Below are 21499 nucleotides of genomic sequence, written 5' to 3'. Positions count from 1 at the left end.
TTATTCCTCGCCCAGGGTCAGCTTGAGCACATCCAGCGCCATGGCCGGGCTGTTGATGCTCTCGCCCTGGCCGTTGATGGCGTAGTCCAAAAAGTACTCCATCTCTCGCATGTAGCGGTCGTTCACCGGCTCCTCAAAATGCTGCACCAGGCCATTGGCCAGGGTCAGGGTGCCCGCGCCGAAGTCGGCGGTCACGGTGCCGTCGGCGCAGAACAGCTCGATGGTACGCCGGTAGGTGCGGCCGAAGTAGTCCAGATGAATCTCCGCCAGCATATTCGGATAGCGGGCGATATAGACGGACAGATCATCCGAGTCGATTTCCAGATCGGAATAGGTGCCCTTGAAGTTGTAGCTTTCCAGAGGCTTGCCGAACAGCTCCACCATGTAGTCCCACTCATGGATCAGGTCTATGGTCACGCCTCCGCCCATGTCCTTGTGGGCGGAGTAGACCTTGCGATAGTCCACACCGGGCCGCCAGTCCGGCAGGTAGGACGAGCAGATGACCCGGGCGGAGTAGGGCCGCAGGGTGGGCATCAGCTTTTTCAGCGCCAGGAAGGTGCCGCACCAGCGCATGGGCGCGGCCACATAGGCCTTCTGGGTCTCAAGACCCAGCTCGGCCAGATCGTAATCGGTGTGATCGAAGATGGGCTTTTCGATGAACAGGTTCTCCGCCTTGCCCGCCAGATCCGCCAGGGTGGAGGCGTGCAGGCTGGTGGGGTTGGTGATGAAGGCCACATCGTAATGGCCCAGCTGCTCGAAGTCGATGTACTGGTGCTTGATCACCGCCGCCAGCTCGGGGGGCAGAGGCTTCAGGCTGGAGCGCAGCGCGTCCACCTCCAGGGAAACGCCCCGCCGGGAGGCAATGTGGATCAGGTTGTTCAGATGCCGCTTGCCGATGGAACCCAGGCCCACAAACAATACTTTCATGGTGCTTCCTCCTTTTGTTTTGTTGGCAAAAACAGCTTTATGCCTCCTCGATGGCCTCGATCAGCCGGATGGTCTCCAGATCCTTTTCGAAGCTGTAGCGGGGCTGCTCGGCGCCCTTGAGCACCGCGAAGAAGTTGGCCAGCTCGTCCACGTAGGCGTTTTCCACGATGTTGTCGCTGTAGCGGGAATCGTGCTCAAAGCTCTCGTAGGTGTTCACCGGCAGCTTTTCACCCTTGTCGTGGTCAAAGGTGTAAAGGCTCCTGGGGTTGCCCTCCCAGAACAGGTGCAGCCCTTCGCCGAAGCACTCAAAGTTGCGCACCGCCTTGGGGCTCACCACGTCCACCGCCAGCATGCCCTTCACGCCGTTTTCGTGGCGCAGGGTCACAAAGTAGCTGTCCGGGTAGTCCACCTCCAGCTGGCTGATTTTGTCCTTTTCCACATGCAGGCTCTTCACCGGGCCGAAGGTGTCCAGCAGCCAGGGCAGGTCGATGCCGAAAATCTCCCGCACGCCGCCGGTGCGCTTGTCGCCCACAAAGAAGTTCTTGTAGTTCTCCCAGGGGTGCCAGTCCGGCAGGTACTGGCCGATGTGATAGATGTAGTTCACCGGCTTGTCAAAGGCTTCCACCTGCTGCTTGATGTACCGGGTCTCGCCCCGGTAGAGCATGGTGGAGGAAAGGAACAGGGGCAGGCTCTTTTCCTTGGCCTTTTTCATGTTCTCTTCGTAGCCGTCGCTCACCAGGTTCAGCTCGGTGAATACCGGCAGGCCCGCGTCCAGCAGCTCGCTGATGATTCCCGCATGGGTGATGGGTGCGGTGCAGACCAGCGCCGCGTCGAATTTTTCTGCTGCCACCGCTTCGCCGATGCTGGCATAGGCGGTGATGCCCAGGCCCTCGGCCTCGGTGCGGCGGGATTCAGTGGTGTCCACGCCGCTGATTTCAATGGACGCGTCCATTCCCTTGGCCAGGCGGGCACGGCGCTTGCCCATGCTGCCCAGACCCACGATCAAAAGTTTCATTTGTTCACACCTCGCGTTTTTTGTTCCGACGGTTCTTTTGCCGCCCGCCGGGAATTATTCCTGTTTCAGCCATTCCGCCGGGACCCAACCGGGCCGGTCGCCGGTCTTGATGAGCGCCCAGTCCCCTGCCCAGGCGGCAAGCCCCACCCGCTGGCCCGCTTGCAGCGGCGGGCGGTAGTCGGTGTAATCGTCCGCCAGCCTCCAGCCGTTCCCGGTCTGCTCCACCAGCTGAGCGGGAACTGAGAACTCCCGGCCGGTTTTTTCGTGGCGGCAGCGGCACAGCCCGCCCTGCCATTGCAGGGGCTGCACTGCGTAGCTGGGCCAGTTGATGTTCACAGTGGCGGGCTTTTCCGCCTGCGGACGCAACACCCGGGCGGCGGGCAGCTCGTCCACCCATTCGCAGCCCAGATACTCTCCGTCCTGTAAAACTGCGCCGTTCAGCTGGCCACCGGTTTTGACCCGGTTGCCCCCGTCGATGCAGAGGATGTTCCGCGCTCTGTCATAATAGGGAGAAAGGCGGCACTCGGTCAGGTCGTAATTGCAGGCCGGGTAATGGCCCACGATCAGCAGACGTTCGAAGCGCCCGGCAGTTTGCAGAAAGGCCCGCCGGGTGATCACATCCACCGGGTCCTGCTGGTCCGGCGGCAGCGCCGCGTCCATGGCCGCATGGGCGAAATAATACTTTTCACTTGCCAGAATGCGGGGTAGCCCGGCCAGAAAGGCCGCCTGCTCCGGGTAGGTCCGGCAAAGCGCCTGAATGGTACCGTGGGCATCCGCCAGCGCCTCGTCCCTGCCGATGCCCTGGGCCGCGCACTGCTCCCAGAACAGCTGCCTTGGCTGGCGGTCCAGAAACACCGGCAGCCAGGGGGCTTCGGCCTCGTCGTTCATGCCGTCGCAGTTGCCCAGCAGGATGTGTACATCCGGCAGCTCCGCCAGCTCCATGGCGAAATCCAGCATGGCCATGTTTTCCTCGCCCTTGGTCAGCAGGTCCCCCGCCAGAACCAGTGCATCCGTGCCGGGGCGGTAGTCCAGCTTTTTCAAAAGGCGTTCCAGCAGAGCCCTGCAGCCGTGGATATCGCTGATGGCAAGCACCCGCTGGCCCGGCTTGAACTCCGCTTTTCGGAGCATGCCCGGGGCCATCGGGTACCGCTTACTCCACGGGTCCATCGTAGAATCCCTTGGGCGCGCCGAAGTCCGGCCGGGCCAGCTGGGCGCGCAGGATCTCCACAATGCGGCCGCTGGTATCGCCCCCGTTGTAGGGGCTTACGGTCTGCTTTGCCTTTTCGGCAAATTCCTCACTGAATGCGGTTTCGAGAGCCGTCAGAATCTCGCCCTTCTCCGCCTTGCAGCAGAGCACGTTGGGGCAGATGATCCGCCCGGCCTGCCGCTCGCCGATGTTCACCGTGGGCACCCCGAAGGTGGGGGTTTCCACCACGCCGGAGGAGGAATTGCCCACCACCGCCGCCGCGCAGGCCATGGCGGAAAGATACCGCTTAACCCCGAGGCTGGTAAAGGCGATGGCCTTGTCGGGATGCTTTTCCACCCAACGGTCGATCAGCTCGTTGATGGCAATACCACCCGCGTCCGCATTGGCCTTGGTGATGAGCCAGCGCACCGGGCGGGTCTTTTGCAGCTGCTCCATGGCGGCCAGCAGCTGGGCCACCTGTTCGGTGGGGCTGGCCCCGCCCGCGGTTTCCGGGTGGAAGGTGACCAGCGCGAAGGGACCGGAGAGATCAAAGCCCAGACTCTCGCTCAATTCTTCCCGGCTCATCTTGGGCATGGTGCGGATGTTCTCATCCCCCAGACCGCCCACGTTGAACACAGTGTCCGGCGCTTCGCCCATGCGGATGACCCGCCGGGCGTATTCCGCGCAGCTGGGGAAATGCAGGTGAGCCATCTTGGTGATGCAGTGGCGGTAGTAATCGTCCGCCGCGCCCAGGGTCACGTCGCCGCCGCTGATGTGGGCGATGGGCACACCGGTCATGGCCGCCGCCTGCGCCGCCGCAAAGATCTCGTACCGGTCGCCCAGCACCAGCACCGCGTCCGGCTTATTCTCCCAGAACCAGCGGCTGAACTGCTGGATGGTATAGGCCACCGTGTCCGCCGTGGCCAGCGGGCCGGTGCCAAATTTCAGAATGGGGATACGGGCGGCGATGGGTACCCCGTCCGCCTCGATCTCCTGCACGGTATTGCCGAATTCCGGGGCCAGATGGGCACCGGTCGCTAATACTTTTAGTATAAAACCGTCAGATTTCAACAGTTTTTGGATCACCGGACGCAGCAGACCGTACTCGGCCCGGGTCCCGGTGACGACCGCAAGGGTCTTTGGCTGGGCTGCCATGGGCAGCACCCCCTTTTGTAGTTTGCATCGCGCCGCCCCGAAATGCAGGGCAGCAAACGCGCGGCACTCCACGCATTACAGCTCGATTTTTTCGTCCTCTTCAAAATCCCGCTTGGCGGTCTTGCCCAGCACCTCGTACCAGCGCATGGGGCTGATGCCGTCGCCGGGGCGCTTGGTGGTCAGGTTCTCGGCGGTGAAGGTCTCCCCCGCCTTGATGGACCGGGCCGCCACGATGCTCTTGCGGGCGATGGGCTTGTTCTTGGCCTCGCTGGCGCTCACCGCCTTGCGGCCAGTGCCCAAGGCGGCTTCGGTGTGGCGCACCGCATCCACCATGGCCTTCAGCTCGGCGGGCTCCAGGCTGGCCTTGTGATCCGGGCCCTCCATGGTCTTGTCCAGCGTGAAGTGCTTTTCAATGACCGTTGCCCCCAGGGCCACCGCAGCCACGTCGCACTCCCAGCCGGAGGTGTGGTCGGAAAGGCCGTAGGGCAGGCCGAACTGCTCGCCCAGCTCCAGCATGGCCAGCAGGTTCGCGTCCTCGTAGGGGGTGGGGTACTCGGTGTTGCAGTGCAGCACGGTCACCTCAGGGCAGCCGTTTTCCTCCAGGATGCTCAGGGCGTCCTCGATCTCGGGCAGGGTGCTCATGCCGGTGGACAGGATCACCGGCTTTTTGGTGCGGCCCACCGCCTCCAGATAGGGCAGGTTGGTGATCTCGCCGCTGGGCACCTTGCACATGGGCAGGTCCAGACTGGCCAGGAACTCCACGCTGGGCAGGTCAAAGGGGGCGGACAGATACTGGATGCCGATGTAATCGCAGTATTCCTTCAGTTCTTTATGGGCCTCAAAGCCGAAGTGAATGCGGCGCACCATCTCCAGCTGGCTCTCCTCGGCCCCGGTCTCCCGCTTCTGGTACTCCGCCTTCTGGGCGAATTTGGAGATGACCAGCTCGGGCACGGCGGTCTGGTATTTCACCACATCCGCGCCGCATTCCTTGGCCACCAGGGCCATCTTCTTGGCCAGCTCCAGACTGCCGTTGTGGTTCACACCGGCTTCCGCAATGATCAAAACGCTCATGGAATCGCTCCGTTTCTTATACAAAACGTAATTTTTATTTGTTTTTCAACTGTTTCCCATCGGTTTTCGACCGCAGGCGCGGCCGTTTTGTGGAAATTCAGCTGTTGCCCTCCAGGCGGCGGCGCATGTGGTCCAGCTCCTCGATCTGGCCCATGTCCATCCAGCTCTGCTCGCTGATGGGGTACACGCCCACCTTTTCACCGATGGAGCGGTAGTGCTCGATGATGTCGGTGAAGCCCTGCTTCTTGCCGTCCTCCAGCTCCTCCACCACGCGGGGCTCCACCACATACACGCCGGTATTGGTGAGGAAGTTCATCTCCGGCTTTTCCCGCATGGTCTGGATGGTGCCGTCGTTGTTCAGCTCGATGACCCCGTAGGGCACGGTGAAGTGCTTCACCGCGCAGACCATGGTGATGATGTTGCCCTGGCTCTTGTGGTAGTTCAGAATGTCGCCGTAGTCGGCATCCAGCAGGATGTCGCAGTTGGACAGAAAGAAGGTGTGGTCCAGCTTGCCCTTCAACAGGCACAGACCGCCGCCGGTGCCCAGAGGCTGGTCCTCATCCGCGTAGGAAACCTGATAGCTCTTCTCCAGATCGTTGAAGTAGCTCTTGATCATGTTCTTTTTATAGTTGACCACCAGATGGAAATCGGTGCAGCCGAAATCGCAGAAGCGGTCGATGATGAGCTCCAGGATGGGGCGCTCGCCCACCGGGATCAGAGGCTTGGGCAGGATCTTGGTATAGGGGTACAGGCGGGTGCCCAGACCGCCGGCCATAATGACCACCGGCAGCCCGGCGCAGGTGCGGTTGTCCAGGTCCACGCCGCTGGTGAAGATGATGTCCACAATGCGGCCCTGCTTGTCCAGCAGGGGCAAGGCATCGATGCCCTGCTCTTCAATGTAGGCCCGGGCGCGGCCGCGCTGCTCCAGGGGCAGGCTTTTGGGGTGGTAGTTGGCGGCCTCGCGCAGCGGGCCCTCCAGCGCGCCGCCCCGCAGGATGTACTTGCGGATGTCGCCGTCGGTCACCGCCGCCGCCAGCTTGCCCTCCGGGGCAATGAACAGGATGCGCTGGCCGGTCTCGTCCAGCTTTTTCAGGGTATTCAGCACACTGGTATTTTCATCGATCAGCAGCTCGTCGATGCGCAGCATGGGCGCTCGCCTCTCTTTCGTGGATGTATTGTTACAGCGCCAGCAGCGCGTCGATGACCCGCTGGCAGTCCTCGCGGGTCAGATTGGTGGAGCAGGGCAGGTTCACGATCTTGGCCCGATAGTCCTGGGCCTTCTCGTCGCTGAACACCTGGTTTTTGCCGTAGTCCGCCTGCTCGTGGATCAGCGCCCACACCGGCCGGGTCTGGATCTTCTGCTCCTTCAGCGCCTGAATGATGGCGTCACGCTGGTGGCGGGGGTCCTCCAGATACAGCGAGAAGAACCACTTGTTGGAGCGGGTGCAGTCGTCCCGGAAGGGCAGGATGCGGTAGCCGTTCTTGCCGTCCAGCGCGTCCTTGTACATCTGCCACATCTCATGCTTGTGGGCGATGAAGCCCTCCACCTGCTCGATCTGAGCCAGGCCCAGCGCCGCCTGCAGATTGGTCAGGCGGTAGTTGTAGCCCACCTCGTCGTGCAAAAACTGCAGCTCGTCGGCCTTGGCCTGGGTGGACAGGTGCTTTGCATGCTCGGCCCAATCCGGATGGTTGGAGACCACCATGCCGCCGCTGCCGGTGGTGATGAGCTTGTTGCCGTTGAAGCTGTAAACGCCCACGTCACCGATGGTACCGGCGTACTTGCCCGCGAAGGGACCGCTGGTGTAGTAGGTGCCCAGAGCCTCGGTGGCATCCTCGATCAGGATCAGGTTGTATTCCCTGGCGATGCGGGTAAACTCCACCATATCCGCCATGTTGCCGAACACGTGCACCACCAGCAGAGCCTTCACATGGCGGCCGGAGGTGTTGTTGATCAGCTTGCCGCCTTCCATATGGCACTCCTCTTTGCAGAAGCGCTCGGCGGCGGCGGGGTCCATGCACAGGCTGTCGTCACAGCCGATGAACACCGGCTCGGCATTGGCATAGCGCACCGGGTTGACCGCGGCAATGAAGGTGAGGGTGGGCACGATCACCTCGTCGCCCATGCCCACGCCGGAGATCAGCATGGCCAGGTGCAGGCCGGAGGAGCCGCAGTTGCAGGCTACGGCCCGGTCCATGTGCACATAGTCGGCGATGGCCTTTTCAAAGTCGCCCACCTTGCTGCCGCCGGTGGACACCCACTCGCTGACCACCGCGTCGTTCACATATTCTTTCTCCTTGCCGGAAAAATTGGGAACGGACAAAGGAATAAAGTTTGCCATTTTCAATAACCTCTTTTCCAAAGATTGGGCTGGCGCCGGGCCGCTGTTGAAAGCGGCACTCAGCGCTTTTTCTTTGTTTGATATGTTTGCCAGGCGCTCTGAGCCAGCGACAACGCGCAGGCACAAAGCCCCGGGTAAAGCACAAGTTCCATGGCCCCGTACCAGCCGGGGGCAAAGTAGCTGACCACGCTGGCCGGCTCGTTCATGGAAAAGCCGGAAAAGGTCATGGTCACCGGCTTTTCCTCCTCCGGGCTGCAGGGGTCCAGCCGCAGGGCGGCAATGCTGCCCTGCGGCAGGGTGTACACATAGCTGCCATCGTCCTGCTGGGCGGCAAAAACCCGCTTGTTCACACTGAAGGGCTCGCCCTCAGCGTTTGTGTAATACAGGCACATCTCCCGGGGGCTGCGGTCGAAGCTGGCCGTCAGGCGCAGGGTGCGCACCGTCATGCCGTCGGTATTGTGCCAGATCATCTGGGGGTCGCCGCTGGTGGTGATGTAGCTGCCGTCCTCCAGCAGCTGCATGTCCACCAGTTCAAAATTCTCCAGGGTAAGCTCACACTGGTAAAGACTTCCGCCCGCCTTGGCGATCATATCCGTTCCAAGGCTCCAGACGCTGCCCCCCAGCCAGACGATCAGCGCCGCCGCATAGCACACAAGGGGCAGAAAGGCCGGGCGTTCCAGCCATTGTTTCAGTTTCGGAATCATCGGGGCACCTCCATCGCAACCGGCTCATAGCCGCCCGGGGCAATGCGGTAGAGCAGCGTCTCGCCGTTTTCGGCAGCAGCCAGGCCATCGGTGAACAGGCTGCCGTATCCGGCCACAAAGCCCGCGTCCAGCTTGTCCACAAAGATGTATTCGCAGCCGCTCTCAGCCACGGCCTTTGCAAAGTCCTCGGTGCGGTAGGCGTGGAAGTAAAGCGCGCCGCCCTCCTTGACTTCGGGCATATTCTCGGGCAGACAGAAGGTACCGCCGCCCGCGCCGTACAGGCCGGTCTCCTCGTCCAGCTCCCAGCCGCTGTAATCCAGAATATTGGGCTGGAAGTAGCAGCTGTAGGTGAACCAGAGCAGGCCGTCGTCGCCCTGGCTCACAAAGAAGATGCGGTCGTCCTCGTCGATCTGGGCCTTCACCGCGTCCACCTTTTCCATGATCAGGTACTGGTCCGCAAAGGTGGCGTCGGAAAAGCCCAGCACGCTCATCTGGGGCAGCACCATCATGTTCACCCGCAGCAGCATCAGGCAGGCAAAGGCCAGCGCCCCCGCCTGGCCCAGAAGCCGCCAGCGGCCGGTCTGCACCACCCAGGCCAGCACCGCCGCTGCGATCACAAACCAGGCGATGTAATAGGTGTACATATAGCGGTTGTAAGCGTCCAGAACCTCCGCCTGGAAGTCCTTGAAGATGAAGCCGTAGCTGATGGTGATCACATAGCTGTAAGCCGCAAAGCCCAGGGTGCTCAAGCCCATCCAGCACAGCACCCGCAGCCGCTGACGCATGCCTTTTGCAAACACCAGGGCAATCACGAACATGCCCAGAATCAGGCCGGTCACCAGAACGCCCTGCCCAACCATGGACACCAGCCGTTCCTTGCTCAGGAAGGCCGCCCACATGTTCCGGATGGCAGCAAAGAACTGCTCCTGCCGGGCGGCGTACTCCTCCGGCACCGACAGGCCCAGCAGCATTTTCGTTCCCTGCAGCGCCGCGCCGAAGGGGCTCAAAGAGGTCACACCGCTGCCGCCGCTCTCGGCGTTTTTCTGCACCAGTATCGCAATGTAGCTGCTCCACACCTTGTACTGAGCCAGCGGCACTGCCAGGCACAGCACCGCGAAGCCGAAGCGCCGGGCCAGGCCCTCCTTCCAGCGGTCCTTGTAATCAAAGAGGAAGGCATCCGCCGCGATGCAGCCCGCCGCGATCAGGGCAATGGGGAAGGTGTTGTCCTTGATGTTGGCCATCAAAGCCAGCACCGGCAGCACCGCCCAGCGGGGCCCTGCGCTCTTTTCGCTGCGCAGAGCCAGCCACATGGCCACCGCGCCGCCCGCCAGCATACCGGCGGGGATGTCGCCGTAGGCGCTCATGTAGGTGTCGTCCACCGCAACGGTACGGGCATACACCGTGAAAAACCAGGGGGTGCACCAACCGATCACCGCCATGGGCAGCGCCAGCCGGTAGTGTTTGAAGCCGATGACGCCCACCAATGCCGCAATGCAGGCGAACAGCAGCAGGTCGTAGGCCAGATACACCTTGAAGGGCGCGAAGGTGCCGAAGAACTGCACAAAGTAGCTCAGCACGATCAGTCCGCAGTTCTGGGTGGCCTGCCAGGGGGTACCGTATTCACAGATGGTATACAGATGATCGGTGGTACTGGTCATCTGCGCCGCCGGGCCCCAGAAGCTGAACTCGTCAAAATCATGGAACATGGGCTGGCGGACGGAAAAATACACCGCGAAGCTGACAGCCAGCCCCCAGAACACCACCGCGCCGGGGCTGAGCAGCCGCCGGGCCTCGCTGCGTTTGGTCACCAGGGCAAAGATGCCCAGGCCCCAGGCCGCCAGATAGAACACCCAGCCGCCCGCCACCAGCAGATCCGCCACACCCGCCAGGGTAAACCAGATGCCGGTAATGCCCAGCGCGGCAAGCGGAGCCAGCGCACTGTGCAGCCGGGCCTTCAGGGTAAGGAAAGCGCACAGGCCGAACAGGGCCGTAAAACTCAAAACCAGATCAAAATACTGCAAGCTCATTTCTCCTTTTTAAAGGCACTTCCGCCCCGGGGCTTCCGGCGTGCAATGCGCGCCGATTCCCGGAACGGCTCAGGCTCCAATACCGCCCACAGCTCCCACAGCACCGCCACAATTACCGGCGGTACCAGCAGCCCCAGCACAAGGCCGGTGGCGGTGGGAACAAAGGCGGTGTACCAGCCCTCGGCCGGGTTCAGGGTGACCCCGTCAAAGCGGGTGGTCACGCCGCCCACGCTGTCCGGGTCCAGGCGGATCTCGCTCACCACGCAGCCGCCCAGATCAAAGCGGTACACGCCATCCGCGGTCTTTTGTGCATACACCATCTGGGCCGCGGAAAAATCCGCCTGGTCCGGCGCTTTCCAGTAAAGCACCACCGCCTGGCCGGGGGTGAGCTGCTCCACGCGCAGCTCCACCGTTTCCAGATAAACCCCTTCCGGGTTCGGGGCGGTCCAGTGCAGCTGGGGGTCGGTATCGGTGGAGACGTACCACACGCCTTCCTCCTCGCCCTCCAGCTCCTGCACGCCCACGCCGGTCAGGTCCTGCCAGGCAAGCTCAGTCTGCGCCTTCATTCCCTTATGGGCATACCAGGCGCTTTTGGCAAGGCTTACCCCGCCAAAAATCAGCCAGAGGGCCAGCACGGCAAGATAAGCCGCCGCCAGCCAGCGAATCGGTCGTTTCATGCCGCGCCTCCTTCCTCGCGCACCCAGCGCACGGTGTCGCCCTCATACTCCACCCGCAGCAGGATCACCGAATCGGTGCGCCGGTCGGGCAGATCGTCGATGCCGAAGGCGGGGCCGATGGTTCCGGCGATGTAATCGTCGCTCTCGTCGATGAGGATGTGGGTGTAGCGCTTGTCCAGCAGGAACAGGCGCAGATCGTCCGCCGTGCAGACGGTCTGGTAGGGGTATACCTCCGGCATGCCCTCCTGGGCACGGGCCGGGTCCACCAGATTCATATGGGTGGTGTCCCAGCTCCAGTCGCCCTCGTGGCCGTAGCCGAAGCCGCCGAAACCCCGGGCCAGCGTGGCATTCAGGTCATAGCCGAAGTAGTTCCAGCGGGTGGCGTCGTCACCCTGGCTGATGAGCAGAATGGTGTCGTCCCAATCCAGCAGGTCGTTCACCTGCCCGGCCCGCTCCTTCACGTCATCCCGCACCGCGTAGACCACGTGGGGATAGTTCCAGAAGCCCGCGGCGGGCACGCCCCGCCAGCCGATCAGCACACAGAACACCGCCAGCACACCCACAGCGGCCAGCCGGGCCAGCTTGGCCCACGCGCCGCCAAAGCCCGCCCGGGCCAGAAGGCCCAGCGCCATCAGGAAAAAGCCCAGATAATAGGGCCCGATGTAGCGGATATAATCCTTCAGCTGCAGCGCCTCCGGGTCCTTGAAGTTGAACACGTACAAAAACAGGTGAAACACCAGAAAGGCCACCAGTGCCAGGGTGCCGAACACCGCCAGCACCACCGGGCGGCGGCGCTCCTCCCCCTCTTTCCGGGCAAGGAACACCACAGCCAGCACAAGGAAGATAGCCGCCAGTGCCAGCGCGCCGCCGCCCAGAAGGCAGACCGGCACGCTCACCGGGCTTTTCAGCATCAGGGCGCTCACCTGGGTGAACTTTTCGGTGGGTTCTTCCATTCCCAGCAACTGCCGTACGCCGGACAGAATGGCTGCCCCCTGGCTCATGGCCGCGTCGCCGCTGCCCACGGTGGTTTTGTCCGCGCCGGTCATGGCCGCCACATAGCGGGTCCAACCCAGATAAAAGCCCGCCACCGGAACGGCCAGCAGCACAGCGCCGCCCACCACCTTGGCCAGCCGGCGGCCAAAGCCCGCCAGTGGCCCGGTGAACAGGGCATCCGCGCAGATCAGGCCCACCGCGATCAGAGCATAGGCCAGGCCCATGTCCTTGATGAGGGTCAGAAAGCTCACCTGCACCAGCAGCACCGGCAGGCAGCATTTTTTCTCTTTTAGCGCAAAATACAGGCAGACCGTGGCCCCGAACACAAAACCCAGGGGCAGATCGCCCAACACCGAGAGGTACACGGTGGACAGCTCGCCCACCGAGGGGGCGCTGAAAAAGTAGGGCAGCAGAAAGCCGCAGCCTGCCAGCACCAGGGTGCTGCTCCAGCGTTTGCCCGCCAGCGCGGCCATGGCGGCCACCGCCGCGGCCAGCATGGCGTCGTAGGCAAAATAGGCGCTCCACTCCGAGAACCCGGCGCTGAAGAACTGGAACAGGTAGACCACCAGCATCATGCCCGGGTTGGAGGCCTTGGCCAACAGGTTGCCATGAGCTGCCGGATGCAGCACGTTCTGCAGCTTGGTCAGCTTGGCGGCGGAGCCCCACAGGGTAAATTCATCGTTCTGGGCAAACTCCGGCCGGGTGATGGAAAACACCACCAGAAAGAACACACTGGCCGCCAGGAACACACCGAAGGCCGGTGTGAACAGGGTCTCCAGCGTTTCGGCCAGCCGTCGGCGGGCCAGCAGAACAGCTACAAGCGCCGCCGCGCCCAGATAAAACAGCCAGCCGCCCACCGGCAAAAGGCCAACAAAGCCCCAAAGGCAGAGCCACACCGCCCCGCCGCCGATCACCGGCAGCGCAAACAGGGCGGCATCCGCCCGGCAGAGCCGGGCCAGGAAGGCGCTGTACAGCCCAATGGCCGCCAGCGCCAGGAATCCGCTGATCGTTACCATCACCATCCCGCGTTTTCCCCCTTTTCAGTCAAATCAAAAATCGGTCAGCCGGGCAAAACGAATACCGGCCCGATGAAGTAATGCTGGAACAGCAGCACCGCGCCCAGCATGCCGAAGGCGGCAAAGGTCCACAGCGCCACCGCCTGGGGCTTTTTCTGCCCCGCGGCAAGGCGCGGCTCCAGCACGTGGCTGAGCACCGCCGCCAGCAGCACCGTGAGCATCAGGAACGCGGGCAGGAAGTACCGCGCCTGCACACCGATGATGCGGATCATGCCCACCGGCGTACTGGTGATATACATGGCAGTGGCCGCGCCGGTGATGTACAGCACGCTCAGCGCGCCCAGGCCCAGCGCGGGCGCGGGCTTCAGGCTGCTCTTCTCATGCACCGACAGCACCGCGCCGAACAACAGCAGCATGGGGCTGACAAGGCTGATGAAGGGCACCTCCAGATCCAGCGCACCGAACAGGCCCATCTGGCCCACGTAGAATTTGTTCTCGTAGAAGGTACCCAGCAGCACCGCGATGTAACGCAGCGGGTTCGAGAGGATGAACGCCAGCTGACTCACCTCACCGGCCCCGGCGATCTGCCGCCCCACGTAGGGATAGTTATAGCGGAAGACGGTGCCGTACCAGTCGAAGAACTTACCCAGGGCAAAGCCGCCCACCAGGCAGGCCGCCGCCAGCTGCCACTTCTTCCAGCGGGTCTTCCAGGCGCTCTTGGGCAGCACGATGGGCAGCACCAGCCACAGCAGGTTGATATAGGGCTTGGCCACGTTCATCATCACAAAGGCAAACAGGAACAGCCCGATGTCCCGGTCGGTGATCTCATCCTTGCAGTAGAAGCTGGCCACCAGATAGTAAAAGCCCAGCAGGGTGGCGTCATAGCTCACCGAGGCGGCCATATACAGGCTCAGGGGCAGCAGCATAAAGGCCAGGAACACCGGCTTGTAGCGCCTGCAGTTGCGCAGCGCCAGCCAGCACAGCGCCGCATAGGCGGCCAGATTCGCCAGCCGGGCGGCGTACATGCAGCCCAGCGCGCCGAAGCCCAGCAGTCGGGCCACCAGAATGCCCAGCGCCTGGGGCGCCATGGAGATGGTCATGAAGAAATAGGGCTCGCTCACCGGATTTTCGGTGGGCTGGCCGTCAAAGTAGGCGGCAAAGCCGTCGGCCACGCCGCTCACCGGCCCGCCCTCGCCCTGCTGCTTGAGGGCATAGCCCTCGGTGGTGTACACGCTGGGGTTGCCGTCCTCGTCGGTGGTCATACCCTGGCTGGTGTGGCTGTTCACCCAGGCTCCAGGGAAGCTTTCTACCAGCTTGGCCACGTCGTCCGGATAGGTGCGGTTGGCATCGAAGTCAAAATGCCCCAGGCTCAGCGAATAGCTGCGCAGAAAGTGGTTGGTCTCGTCCGGCGTTTGCAGGGGCGGGTTGGCAAAGCAGAACAGCGCGCCGCACAAAAAAATGCAAATTGCGGCCTTGGTGTCCAGCTGTTTGACAAAGCGCACCAGCAAAAACACCGCCAGGGTCGCCAGGCTGGCCAGGCCCACCATTGCCGCGGTGAGAGGCAGCGCCGCGATGCGGCCCTCCAGATAATAAAACACCCGCCAGTAATAGGCAAAGCACACGGCCCCGGCACAGGCACACAGCCAGCCCAGCAGCCAGAACACCCCGCCGGGCAGCCGCCGCAGCCGGGCCAAAATGTCTTGTTGCGTCATAGAAATTCCTTTTCGCTTCGTTGATTTTTGCCGTTTCTCAGCGGCGGGAAAACTCCCCTTTTTAAACGGCATAAGCCGGGCAGACCTTTTTGCAAAAGTCCGCCCGGCAATGGCAAGGCAAGCCCGGGGGCTTACCTTACCCACAGGCTTACAGATTATAAACGTCCGGCTTGTAGCGGTCCAGGTTGTTTTTCAAAAACTCAATGGTCGCCGCCAGACCCTGCTCGAAGGTGTACTGGGGCTTCCAGTCGGTCATGGAGCGGATCTTGGTGGAATCGCCCAGCAGGCGGTTGACCTCGCTCTTCTCGGGGCGCAGGCGCTGCTCGTCGCACACGATCTTCGCCTCGGGGTTGATCTGGCGGATCAGCTCGTTGGCCAGATCGCCGATGGAATGCTCCTCACCGGTGGCGATGTTCACCTCCTGGCCGATGGCTGCCTCGCAGCCCGCCAGTGCCATGAAGCCCGCCGCGGTGTCCTTCACGTAGTTGAAGTCACGGGTGGGGGTCAGGCTGCCCAGCTTGATCTCGGTTGCGCCGGTGAGCAGCTGGGTGATGATGGTGGGGATTACGGCCCGGGCGCTCTGGCGGGGGCCGTAGGTGTTGAAGGGCCGCACGATGGTGACCGGCAGATCAAAGCTGCGGTAGAAGCTCTCGGCCAAACGGTCCGCGCCGATCTTGGTGGCGGAATAGGGGCTCTGGCCCTGGTAGGGATGCTTCTCGTCGATGGGTACATACTGAGCGGTGCCGTACACCTCGCTGGTGCTGGTGACCAAGAGACGCTTGGTGCCCACCTGACGGGCCGCGTTCAGCACGTTCAGGGTGCCCTTGATGTTGGTGTCCACGTAGCTGTCCGGGCTGTGGTAGCTGAAGGGGATGGCGATCAGCGCTGCCAGGTGATACACGATGTCCTGCCCTTCCATGGCGTAGCGCACGCCGTTGGGGTCACGGATGTCGCCCATGAACACCTCGATCTCGTTTTTGATCTCCTTGGGCAGGGTGTCCAGCCAGCCCCAGGTGCCGAAGGAATTGTAGTAGCAGAAGGCCTTGACCTTCTCGCCCTTTCGTACCAGCTCCTCGGTGAGGTGGCTGCCGATGAAGCCGTCGGCTCCGGTGACCATCACAGTGTTCGCCATATCGCAGAATCTCCTTTGCAACTTCGTTTGTTTTTATACCAAATATCCAGCCGCGCCGCCGCCCGCCGCACTGCGGGTCGGGGCCGGTTCGGTTGTTACCCAGTTGTTACTTAGTATAATATAAACCACCATTAATTTCAACAAAAACAGCGCCCTTGTCCATCGCCAGCGCACCTGAACACCCGTTTTCCTTTACAGTGGCCAAAAAAGCCGGTATAATGAGGGTTTGGGAAGAAGTTCCCATAATATACCGAAATAAAAAGGATGGGCAACCGTTTTGAGCTTTCAAAATCTTTCTTACCTTGCCTTTGCGCCGCTGGTGGCTTTTGTATATCTGAAGCTTATGCCCCCGCGCTGGCAAAATCATTTCCTGCTTGCGGCAAGCCTTGTTTTCTATTGGTGCAACCGCCCCACCGGCGACGGTTTTGCCGGCCTGTGGCAGGCGCTGCCCATTGCTCTGCTGGCGGCCAGCTGTGTGTTCGTGTGGCGCATGGGCCTGAGCCTGCAGGCCGCGCCGCCCGAAAAGCGCGGGCGAAAGCTGGCGGCAGCGGTGATCGTGCTGCTGGCTGTTTTGGCCGTGTTCAAGTACTTCAACCTGGTGCTGGCCGTGCTGCCCTTTGCGCCCGGCGTGCTGCACCGCCTGCCCTTCCCGCTGGGCATCAGCTTCTACACCTTCGCCGCCCTCTCCTATCTGATCGACGTGAGCCGGGGCGACATGCCCGCCGAAAAGCGGTTCATCAATCTGGCGGCCTTCCTCAGCTTTTTCGGCACCATCACCGCCGGGCCCATCTGCCGGGCCCAGAAGGTGCTGCCCCAGCTGAACGAAGAACACCGGTTCGACGCGGTGCGCACCGTGCGGGCGCTGCAGCTGTTCGCCCTGGGCTTTTTCAAAAAGGTGGCGGTGGCGGACGTGCTGATGATGTACGTAAGCCAGGTCTTTGCGGACATTCCCGGCCACGGCGGCCCGGCGCTGCTGGCGGCCACCCTGGGCTACACCTTTTATCTTTACTTTGATTTCGTGGGTTATTCCCAGATGGCCCGGGCCAGTGCCCTTTTGCTGGGGCTGGAGATCCCGGAGAACTTCAAGACCCCCTTCTTTGCCACCAACTTCTCCGGCTTCTGGAGCCGGTGGCACATCAGCCTTTCCAGCTGGCTGCAGGACTACCTGTTCACCCCACTGGTCTGGGCGGACGCTTCCAAGCTGCCGCTGCTGGGCAGAAAGATCACCCGGTTTTCGCCGGTGTTCTGCGTCTTCTGCGTGTTCTTTGTCTCCGGCTTCTGGCACGGCAACACCCTTCCCTTTGTGATCTGGGGTCTTTTACAGGCCGCCTACCGGGTGGGCGAGGAGCTGCTGCATCAAAAATTGGGCAAGCCCAAAAAGAAGGCCCCTGCCCGCCAGATGTGGGCCAAGCGGCTGGGCGTGTTCCTGCTCTGGAACTTCAGCATGGTGTTCTTCGCCATGGGCAGCGGCATCGGCCAGCCGGAGGGAGAAAGCTACGGCGTGGGCCAGGCCTTCGCCATTCTGAAGGGCTGGTTCGCGGGCTGGTCCCCCGCCCGCTTTGCCTCCGAGAGCTGGCAGGCTATTCTGGGCGGCTTCTACAACAACACCCTCATGGGCGCGGCCTGGCTTGTGATGCTGGCCTGCACCCTGGCGCTGGCCTTCTGGCTGGACTGGCAGCGTAACTTCCAGTTCAAGAACAAGAGCGAGGAGCTGGTGCTCACCGCCCAGAAGCCCGCTGTGCGCTGGGCGCTTTACTACGCGCTGGTGCTGTTCAGCTTTGCCGGTCTCGTCATGCAGAACGGCGGCTTTGCCGGGGGCAGCTTTGCCTACGGCGGTTTTTAATTCAGATCGCAGAAAGGAGCCCACGGCCCCATGAAACATATTTTACGCAACCTTGCGCTGCTGCTGGTTCCGGTGCTGGCGTATTTCTGCCTGTTTGCGGCCTTTGAGCCCAACAACTATTTCGGCCTGCACCCGAACACCGACAGCGACGCCCCCATCAGCCGGCTGAAGGATTTCAAACGTGAGCCGGGCAATTCCATCATCATCGGTGATTCTCGTTTTGCCCACTTCGACATGGATCTGGTGAACGAAACCAGCGGCCGCCCCTGGCAGAACCTGGCCTTCGGCGGCGCGTCGCTGCGGGAGGGCATCGACCTTCTGAACTGGGCGCTGGATAATAATCCCAACCTGGAGGAAGTGATCTTCGGCTTTTCCTTCTACACCATCAACCAGGGCTACGACACCGACCGGATGAGCAATCTGGAAAAGACCCTGAACAACCCCTTCGCCTACTTCTTTAACCTGGAATACAACGTGAACATGCTCACCAACCTGCAAAACCAGCTCACCGGCCGGGTGGACGCCCCCGAAACCGGCGACTGGGTCTACCCGCAGGACTACACCGCCGCCGACGGCACGGTGTATGAGGTTCACACCCTGCTGGCCGAGTACCCCGCCGCCCTCATCACCAAATGCGAGAACTGGGCGCTGAACACCAGCCAGATGGACCGGCTGTACGAGGCCGCCGCCCGCTGCGCCGAGCGGGGCGTGAAGCTGACCGTAGTGCTGGCCCCCATGGCGGACATCGTGAAAACCGAAGTCTGCGACGTGTACGGCGAAGGCGGTACCATCACCGAGCAGATGGAAACCGCCGTGCTGCCCCAGCTGGCGGAAAAATCCTCTGAGCTTGGCTTCTCGGTGCTGGACTACGAATGGACAAACCGGCCGGACTTTGACGATGACACCCAATTCTACGACGGCTTCCACCTGGACGAGCGCTACGGCCTGCCCCAGTGGACCGAGCAGCTGTTCACCGATCTGGGCTAAGGGCAGCCCTCCGCCAGTTCGGCGGATGCTGCCCCCAAAGCCCCCAAAAAAGGAGAGAAAAAAGTGAGTCTTGATTTTCTGATCCTCTACGAGCATACGGTGCGGGAATACGAAAGCGACCTTCTTTTGAAGCTGGAGCTGGAACGGCGTGGCTACACCGCCGAGATCCGCCAGCTGCTGGACCGCAAAAAGCTGAAATATTTCACCTGGAAAAAGCCCAAGGTGCTGGTGTCCAGCTGCATGTACGACAACGAAGCCATCAACAGTCACGTTTACAACAACGTGGGCAAGCTGAACAAGATCGTGAACCTGCACTGGGAGCAGATGCTCAGCGACACCCAGGAGGAGGGCGACTGGTTCAACTTTAACGGCAACGCCAAAAAGTGCGTGCAGACCTGCTGGGGCCGCCGCACCGCGGACCGGCTGATCGCCCACGGCATGGAGGAGAAAAACTGCCCGGTGACCGGCGCGGTGATGATGGACTTCGTGCGGCCGGAATTTTCCGGCTATTTCAAAAACAAGGCGGACCTGTGCGCCGAGTTCGGTCTGGATGCCTCCAAGGAGCTGCACCTTTACATTTCCAGCTTCGGTTATGCCAGCATGACCGAGCAGGAGGTCAAAGAGCTGAGCGAGATGGCGGGCACCGACTTTACCGGCTTTGCCGCCACCAACCGGGTGAGCATGGCCGAGACCCTGCGCTGGTTCGACGAGTATCTGGGCCAGCACCCGGAGGTGGAGCTGGTCTACCGCCGCCACCCCAGCGAATGGAACAGCCCTCAGCTGGCCGAGCTGGCCAAAAAGCGGCCCAACTTCCACGTGATCTTCGCCTACGGCGTGAAGGACTGGATCATGGCGGCGGACTCCATCTCCATCTGGATGAGCACCGCCATTGCCGAGGTGTACATGGCGGGCAAGAGCTGCCACATCCTGCGCCCGGCCCCCATCGAGCACGAGTACGACCCGGTGATCTACGCCGGAGCCAAATACGTGACCAGTTACGAGGAATTCCTCGCCGCCATGGCGGACAAAAACCCGCCCTTCCCCATTGCCAGAGAGGTGATCGAGGGCTATTTTGACCCCAGTGAGACCCCCGCCTACATCCGCATGGCGGACCTGCTGGAGACCGTGTACAAGGAGCCGCCCCGGGACGAGCCCATGGGCGAGGGCTTCACGCCTCATTTCAACCTGCTCAAGTTCTTCGCGCTGTGGGGCGTACACATCCTGTTCGCTTTGCGCCTGCCCCCCAAAAAGGTGTTCTTCTTCCACAAAGGTCTGGCGGATTTTGCACAGCGCATCTACGGTTATGTGGAAAAAGCCTATGTGCCCAAAGCTCAGATCAAGGCCATGGAGGACAAGATCCGTCCCTTCGTGATGAAAGGGGGCAACTGACCGGACATGGAACGCCAGATGCGCCGCAACGTGCTGTTCAACACCGCGGGCAGCCTTTTGTTCTACATCTGCCAGGCAGCCATCACCCTGCTGGTCACCGCTCTGGCCGGGGCCGAGGCCAACGGCCTGCTGGCCACCGGCATGACCATCGCCAACGTCTGCCTTTCCGCCGCCAGCTATGGCATGCGCACCTTCCAGGTGTCGGACCTGTCGGGCAAATACACCGACCGCAGCTATCTGTTCAGCCGCTACATCACCCTGACGGCGGCGGGGGTGGGCTGCCTTGTGTTCTCGTTTATCAACAGCTATTCCGCCCAGCAGCGGTGGGTGATCTTCCTCTACACCGGATACCGGCTGATCGAGAGCTGGTCCGACGTGTGGCACGGCTACCTGCAAAAGGCTGAACGGATCGACATCGTGGGCATCAGCTTCGGGGTGCGCGGCATCGTGACCGCCCTGAGCGTGACTCTGGGTCTTCTGCTCACCAGGGACCTGGTGCTCACCTTGGCCATTCTGTTCGCACTGAACGCTGCCTACGTGCTGGTGGTGGACATTCCCCTGGCCCGCCGCCGGGCGGATTTCAAACGCACCGGCGGGGCGGGCGTGAAGGCCCTGCTGCTGGAATGCCTGCCGCTGGCGGTGTACGCCTTTTTGAACACCACCATCGCCTCGGTGCCCCGCTACTACTGCGAGCGGATTCTGGGCAGCGTGAAGCTGGGCTACTTCAACAACGTTTTCCTGCCGGTGATGATTTTACAGGTGGCGGTGATCTACCTGTTCGTGCCCTTCATCACCACCTTTGCCCACCTGTGGACGGACCAGAATGGTAAGGGCTTTTACAAGGGCCTGCGCCTGCTGGGCGCGGCGCTGGTGGCTTTGTGGATCGCCGGTACCATCGGCGTGGCCCTGCTGGGCCGCTGGGGGCTTTCGATTCTGTATCCCACCACCCCCGAAGTGCTGGACTATGCTCCCCTGCTGGGACCGCTGGTGCTGGCCACCGTCTGCACGGTGGCGGCCACGGTTCTGTGTCACCTGCTCACCATTGCCCGGGAGATGCGTGGTCTGATTCTGGGCAATCTGGCGGGCCTTGCCGCCGCTCTTCTGGCCAGTCAGCCTCTGCTGCAGACCTTTGATGTGTACGGCGCGGCCTGGGCCACCATTCTGGGCATCGGCGTACAGGCCATTGCCCTGCTGGCCTTCCTGCTCGTTCGCTGCAAAAAGCAGTTTGCGGCCAAACAATAAGCGCAAAAAAGCAAAACGATAGCCCCTTCCCTTAGCCGTTGTGACATAAGGGGCTTTTATTGTGCTTATCGTTCGGTTGGTTGT

General features: G+C 62.0%; 17 protein-coding genes. 4 read left to right on the top strand and 13 right to left on the bottom strand.

Features of this window, described 5'->3' with window-relative positions; all coding sequences use genetic code 11:
- From B5F28_RS00845 to B5F28_RS00785, 13 genes are all read right to left on the bottom strand, one after another.
- Complete coding sequence (locus tag B5F28_RS00845) at positions 1-927, bottom strand: Gfo/Idh/MocA family protein (RefSeq protein ID WP_087292142.1); 927 nt, start codon at positions 925-927, stop codon at positions 1-3.
- A gap of 37 nt (positions 928-964) precedes the next feature.
- Complete coding sequence (locus tag B5F28_RS00840; protein ID WP_087292139.1) at positions 965-1942, bottom strand: Gfo/Idh/MocA family protein; 978 nt, start codon at positions 1940-1942, stop codon at positions 965-967.
- A 54-nt stretch (positions 1943-1996) separates the two neighbouring features.
- Complete coding sequence (locus tag B5F28_RS00835) at positions 1997-3109, bottom strand: metallophosphoesterase (RefSeq protein WP_087292136.1); 1113 nt, start codon at positions 3107-3109, stop codon at positions 1997-1999.
- Positions 3093-4283 (bottom strand): UDP-N-acetylglucosamine 2-epimerase, encoded by a 1191-nt coding sequence (neuC, locus tag B5F28_RS00830; protein ID WP_087292133.1) that lies wholly within the window; start codon positions 4281-4283, stop codon positions 3093-3095. The genes B5F28_RS00835 and neuC overlap by 17 nt, the downstream gene beginning before the upstream one ends.
- 75 nt (positions 4284-4358) lie before the next feature.
- Positions 4359-5354 (bottom strand): N-acetylneuraminate synthase, encoded by a 996-nt coding sequence (gene neuB, locus B5F28_RS00825; protein ID WP_087292130.1) that lies wholly within the window; start codon positions 5352-5354, stop codon positions 4359-4361.
- 97 nt (positions 5355-5451) lie between these two features.
- Complete coding sequence (locus B5F28_RS00820) at positions 5452-6501, bottom strand: sugar phosphate nucleotidyltransferase (RefSeq protein WP_343212728.1); 1050 nt, start codon at positions 6499-6501, stop codon at positions 5452-5454.
- Positions 6502-6532: 31 nt separating this feature from the next.
- On the bottom strand, positions 6533-7693 hold the full coding sequence (locus B5F28_RS00815) for a LegC family aminotransferase (RefSeq protein WP_087292127.1): 1161 nt from the start codon (positions 7691-7693) through the stop codon (positions 6533-6535).
- 59 nt (positions 7694-7752) lie between these two features.
- Positions 7753-8397: a hypothetical protein gene (locus B5F28_RS00810; protein WP_087292124.1), complete on the bottom strand. Its 645-nt coding sequence runs from the start codon at positions 8395-8397 to the stop codon at positions 7753-7755.
- On the bottom strand, positions 8394-10418 hold the full coding sequence (locus B5F28_RS00805) for a hypothetical protein (protein WP_087292121.1): 2025 nt from the start codon (positions 10416-10418) through the stop codon (positions 8394-8396). The genes B5F28_RS00810 and B5F28_RS00805 overlap by 4 nt, the downstream gene beginning before the upstream one ends.
- A gap of 2 nt (positions 10419-10420) precedes the next feature.
- Positions 10421-11101, bottom strand: a complete 681-nt coding sequence (locus tag B5F28_RS00800; protein WP_087292118.1) for a hypothetical protein — start codon at positions 11099-11101, stop codon at positions 10421-10423.
- The gene (locus B5F28_RS00795; RefSeq protein WP_087292114.1) at positions 11098-13116 is read right to left on the bottom strand and encodes a hypothetical protein; all 2019 of its coding nucleotides are present in this window, start codon (positions 13114-13116) and stop codon (positions 11098-11100) included. Before B5F28_RS00795 ends, B5F28_RS00800 begins: the two co-directional genes overlap by 4 nt.
- A gap of 38 nt (positions 13117-13154) precedes the next feature.
- Positions 13155-14822 (bottom strand): DUF2142 domain-containing protein, encoded by a 1668-nt coding sequence (locus B5F28_RS00790; protein ID WP_158097471.1) that lies wholly within the window; start codon positions 14820-14822, stop codon positions 13155-13157.
- A gap of 148 nt (positions 14823-14970) precedes the next feature.
- Positions 14971-15954, bottom strand: a complete 984-nt coding sequence (locus B5F28_RS00785) for an NAD-dependent 4,6-dehydratase LegB (RefSeq protein ID WP_087292108.1) — start codon at positions 15952-15954, stop codon at positions 14971-14973.
- A gap of 277 nt (positions 15955-16231) precedes the next feature.
- Here B5F28_RS00785 and B5F28_RS00780 point away from each other — a divergent pair, with 277 nt between their 5' ends.
- The 4 genes from B5F28_RS00780 to B5F28_RS00765 all read left to right on the top strand — a co-directional run bounded on the left by B5F28_RS00780 (position 16232) and on the right by B5F28_RS00765 (position 21415).
- Entirely contained in the window at positions 16232-17797 is a 1566-nt protein-coding gene (locus tag B5F28_RS00780; RefSeq protein ID WP_087292105.1) for an MBOAT family O-acyltransferase, read from the top strand.
- Positions 17798-17827: 30 nt separating this feature from the next.
- Positions 17828-18784 (top strand): hypothetical protein, encoded by a 957-nt coding sequence (locus B5F28_RS00775; protein ID WP_087292102.1) that lies wholly within the window; start codon positions 17828-17830, stop codon positions 18782-18784.
- A gap of 63 nt (positions 18785-18847) precedes the next feature.
- Entirely contained in the window at positions 18848-20173 is a 1326-nt protein-coding gene (locus tag B5F28_RS00770) for a surface carbohydrate biosynthesis protein (RefSeq protein WP_087292099.1), read from the top strand.
- 6 nt (positions 20174-20179) lie between these two features.
- The gene (locus B5F28_RS00765; protein WP_087292096.1) at positions 20180-21415 is read left to right on the top strand and encodes a lipopolysaccharide biosynthesis protein; all 1236 of its coding nucleotides are present in this window, start codon (positions 20180-20182) and stop codon (positions 21413-21415) included.
- The last annotated feature ends 84 nt before the right edge of the window (positions 21416-21499 follow it).

The organism is Gemmiger sp. An194 (genome assembly GCF_002160145.1).
Lineage (GTDB): Bacteria > Bacillota > Clostridia > Oscillospirales > Ruminococcaceae > Allofournierella.
This window is presented reverse-complemented; position numbering and strand designations above follow the sequence as displayed.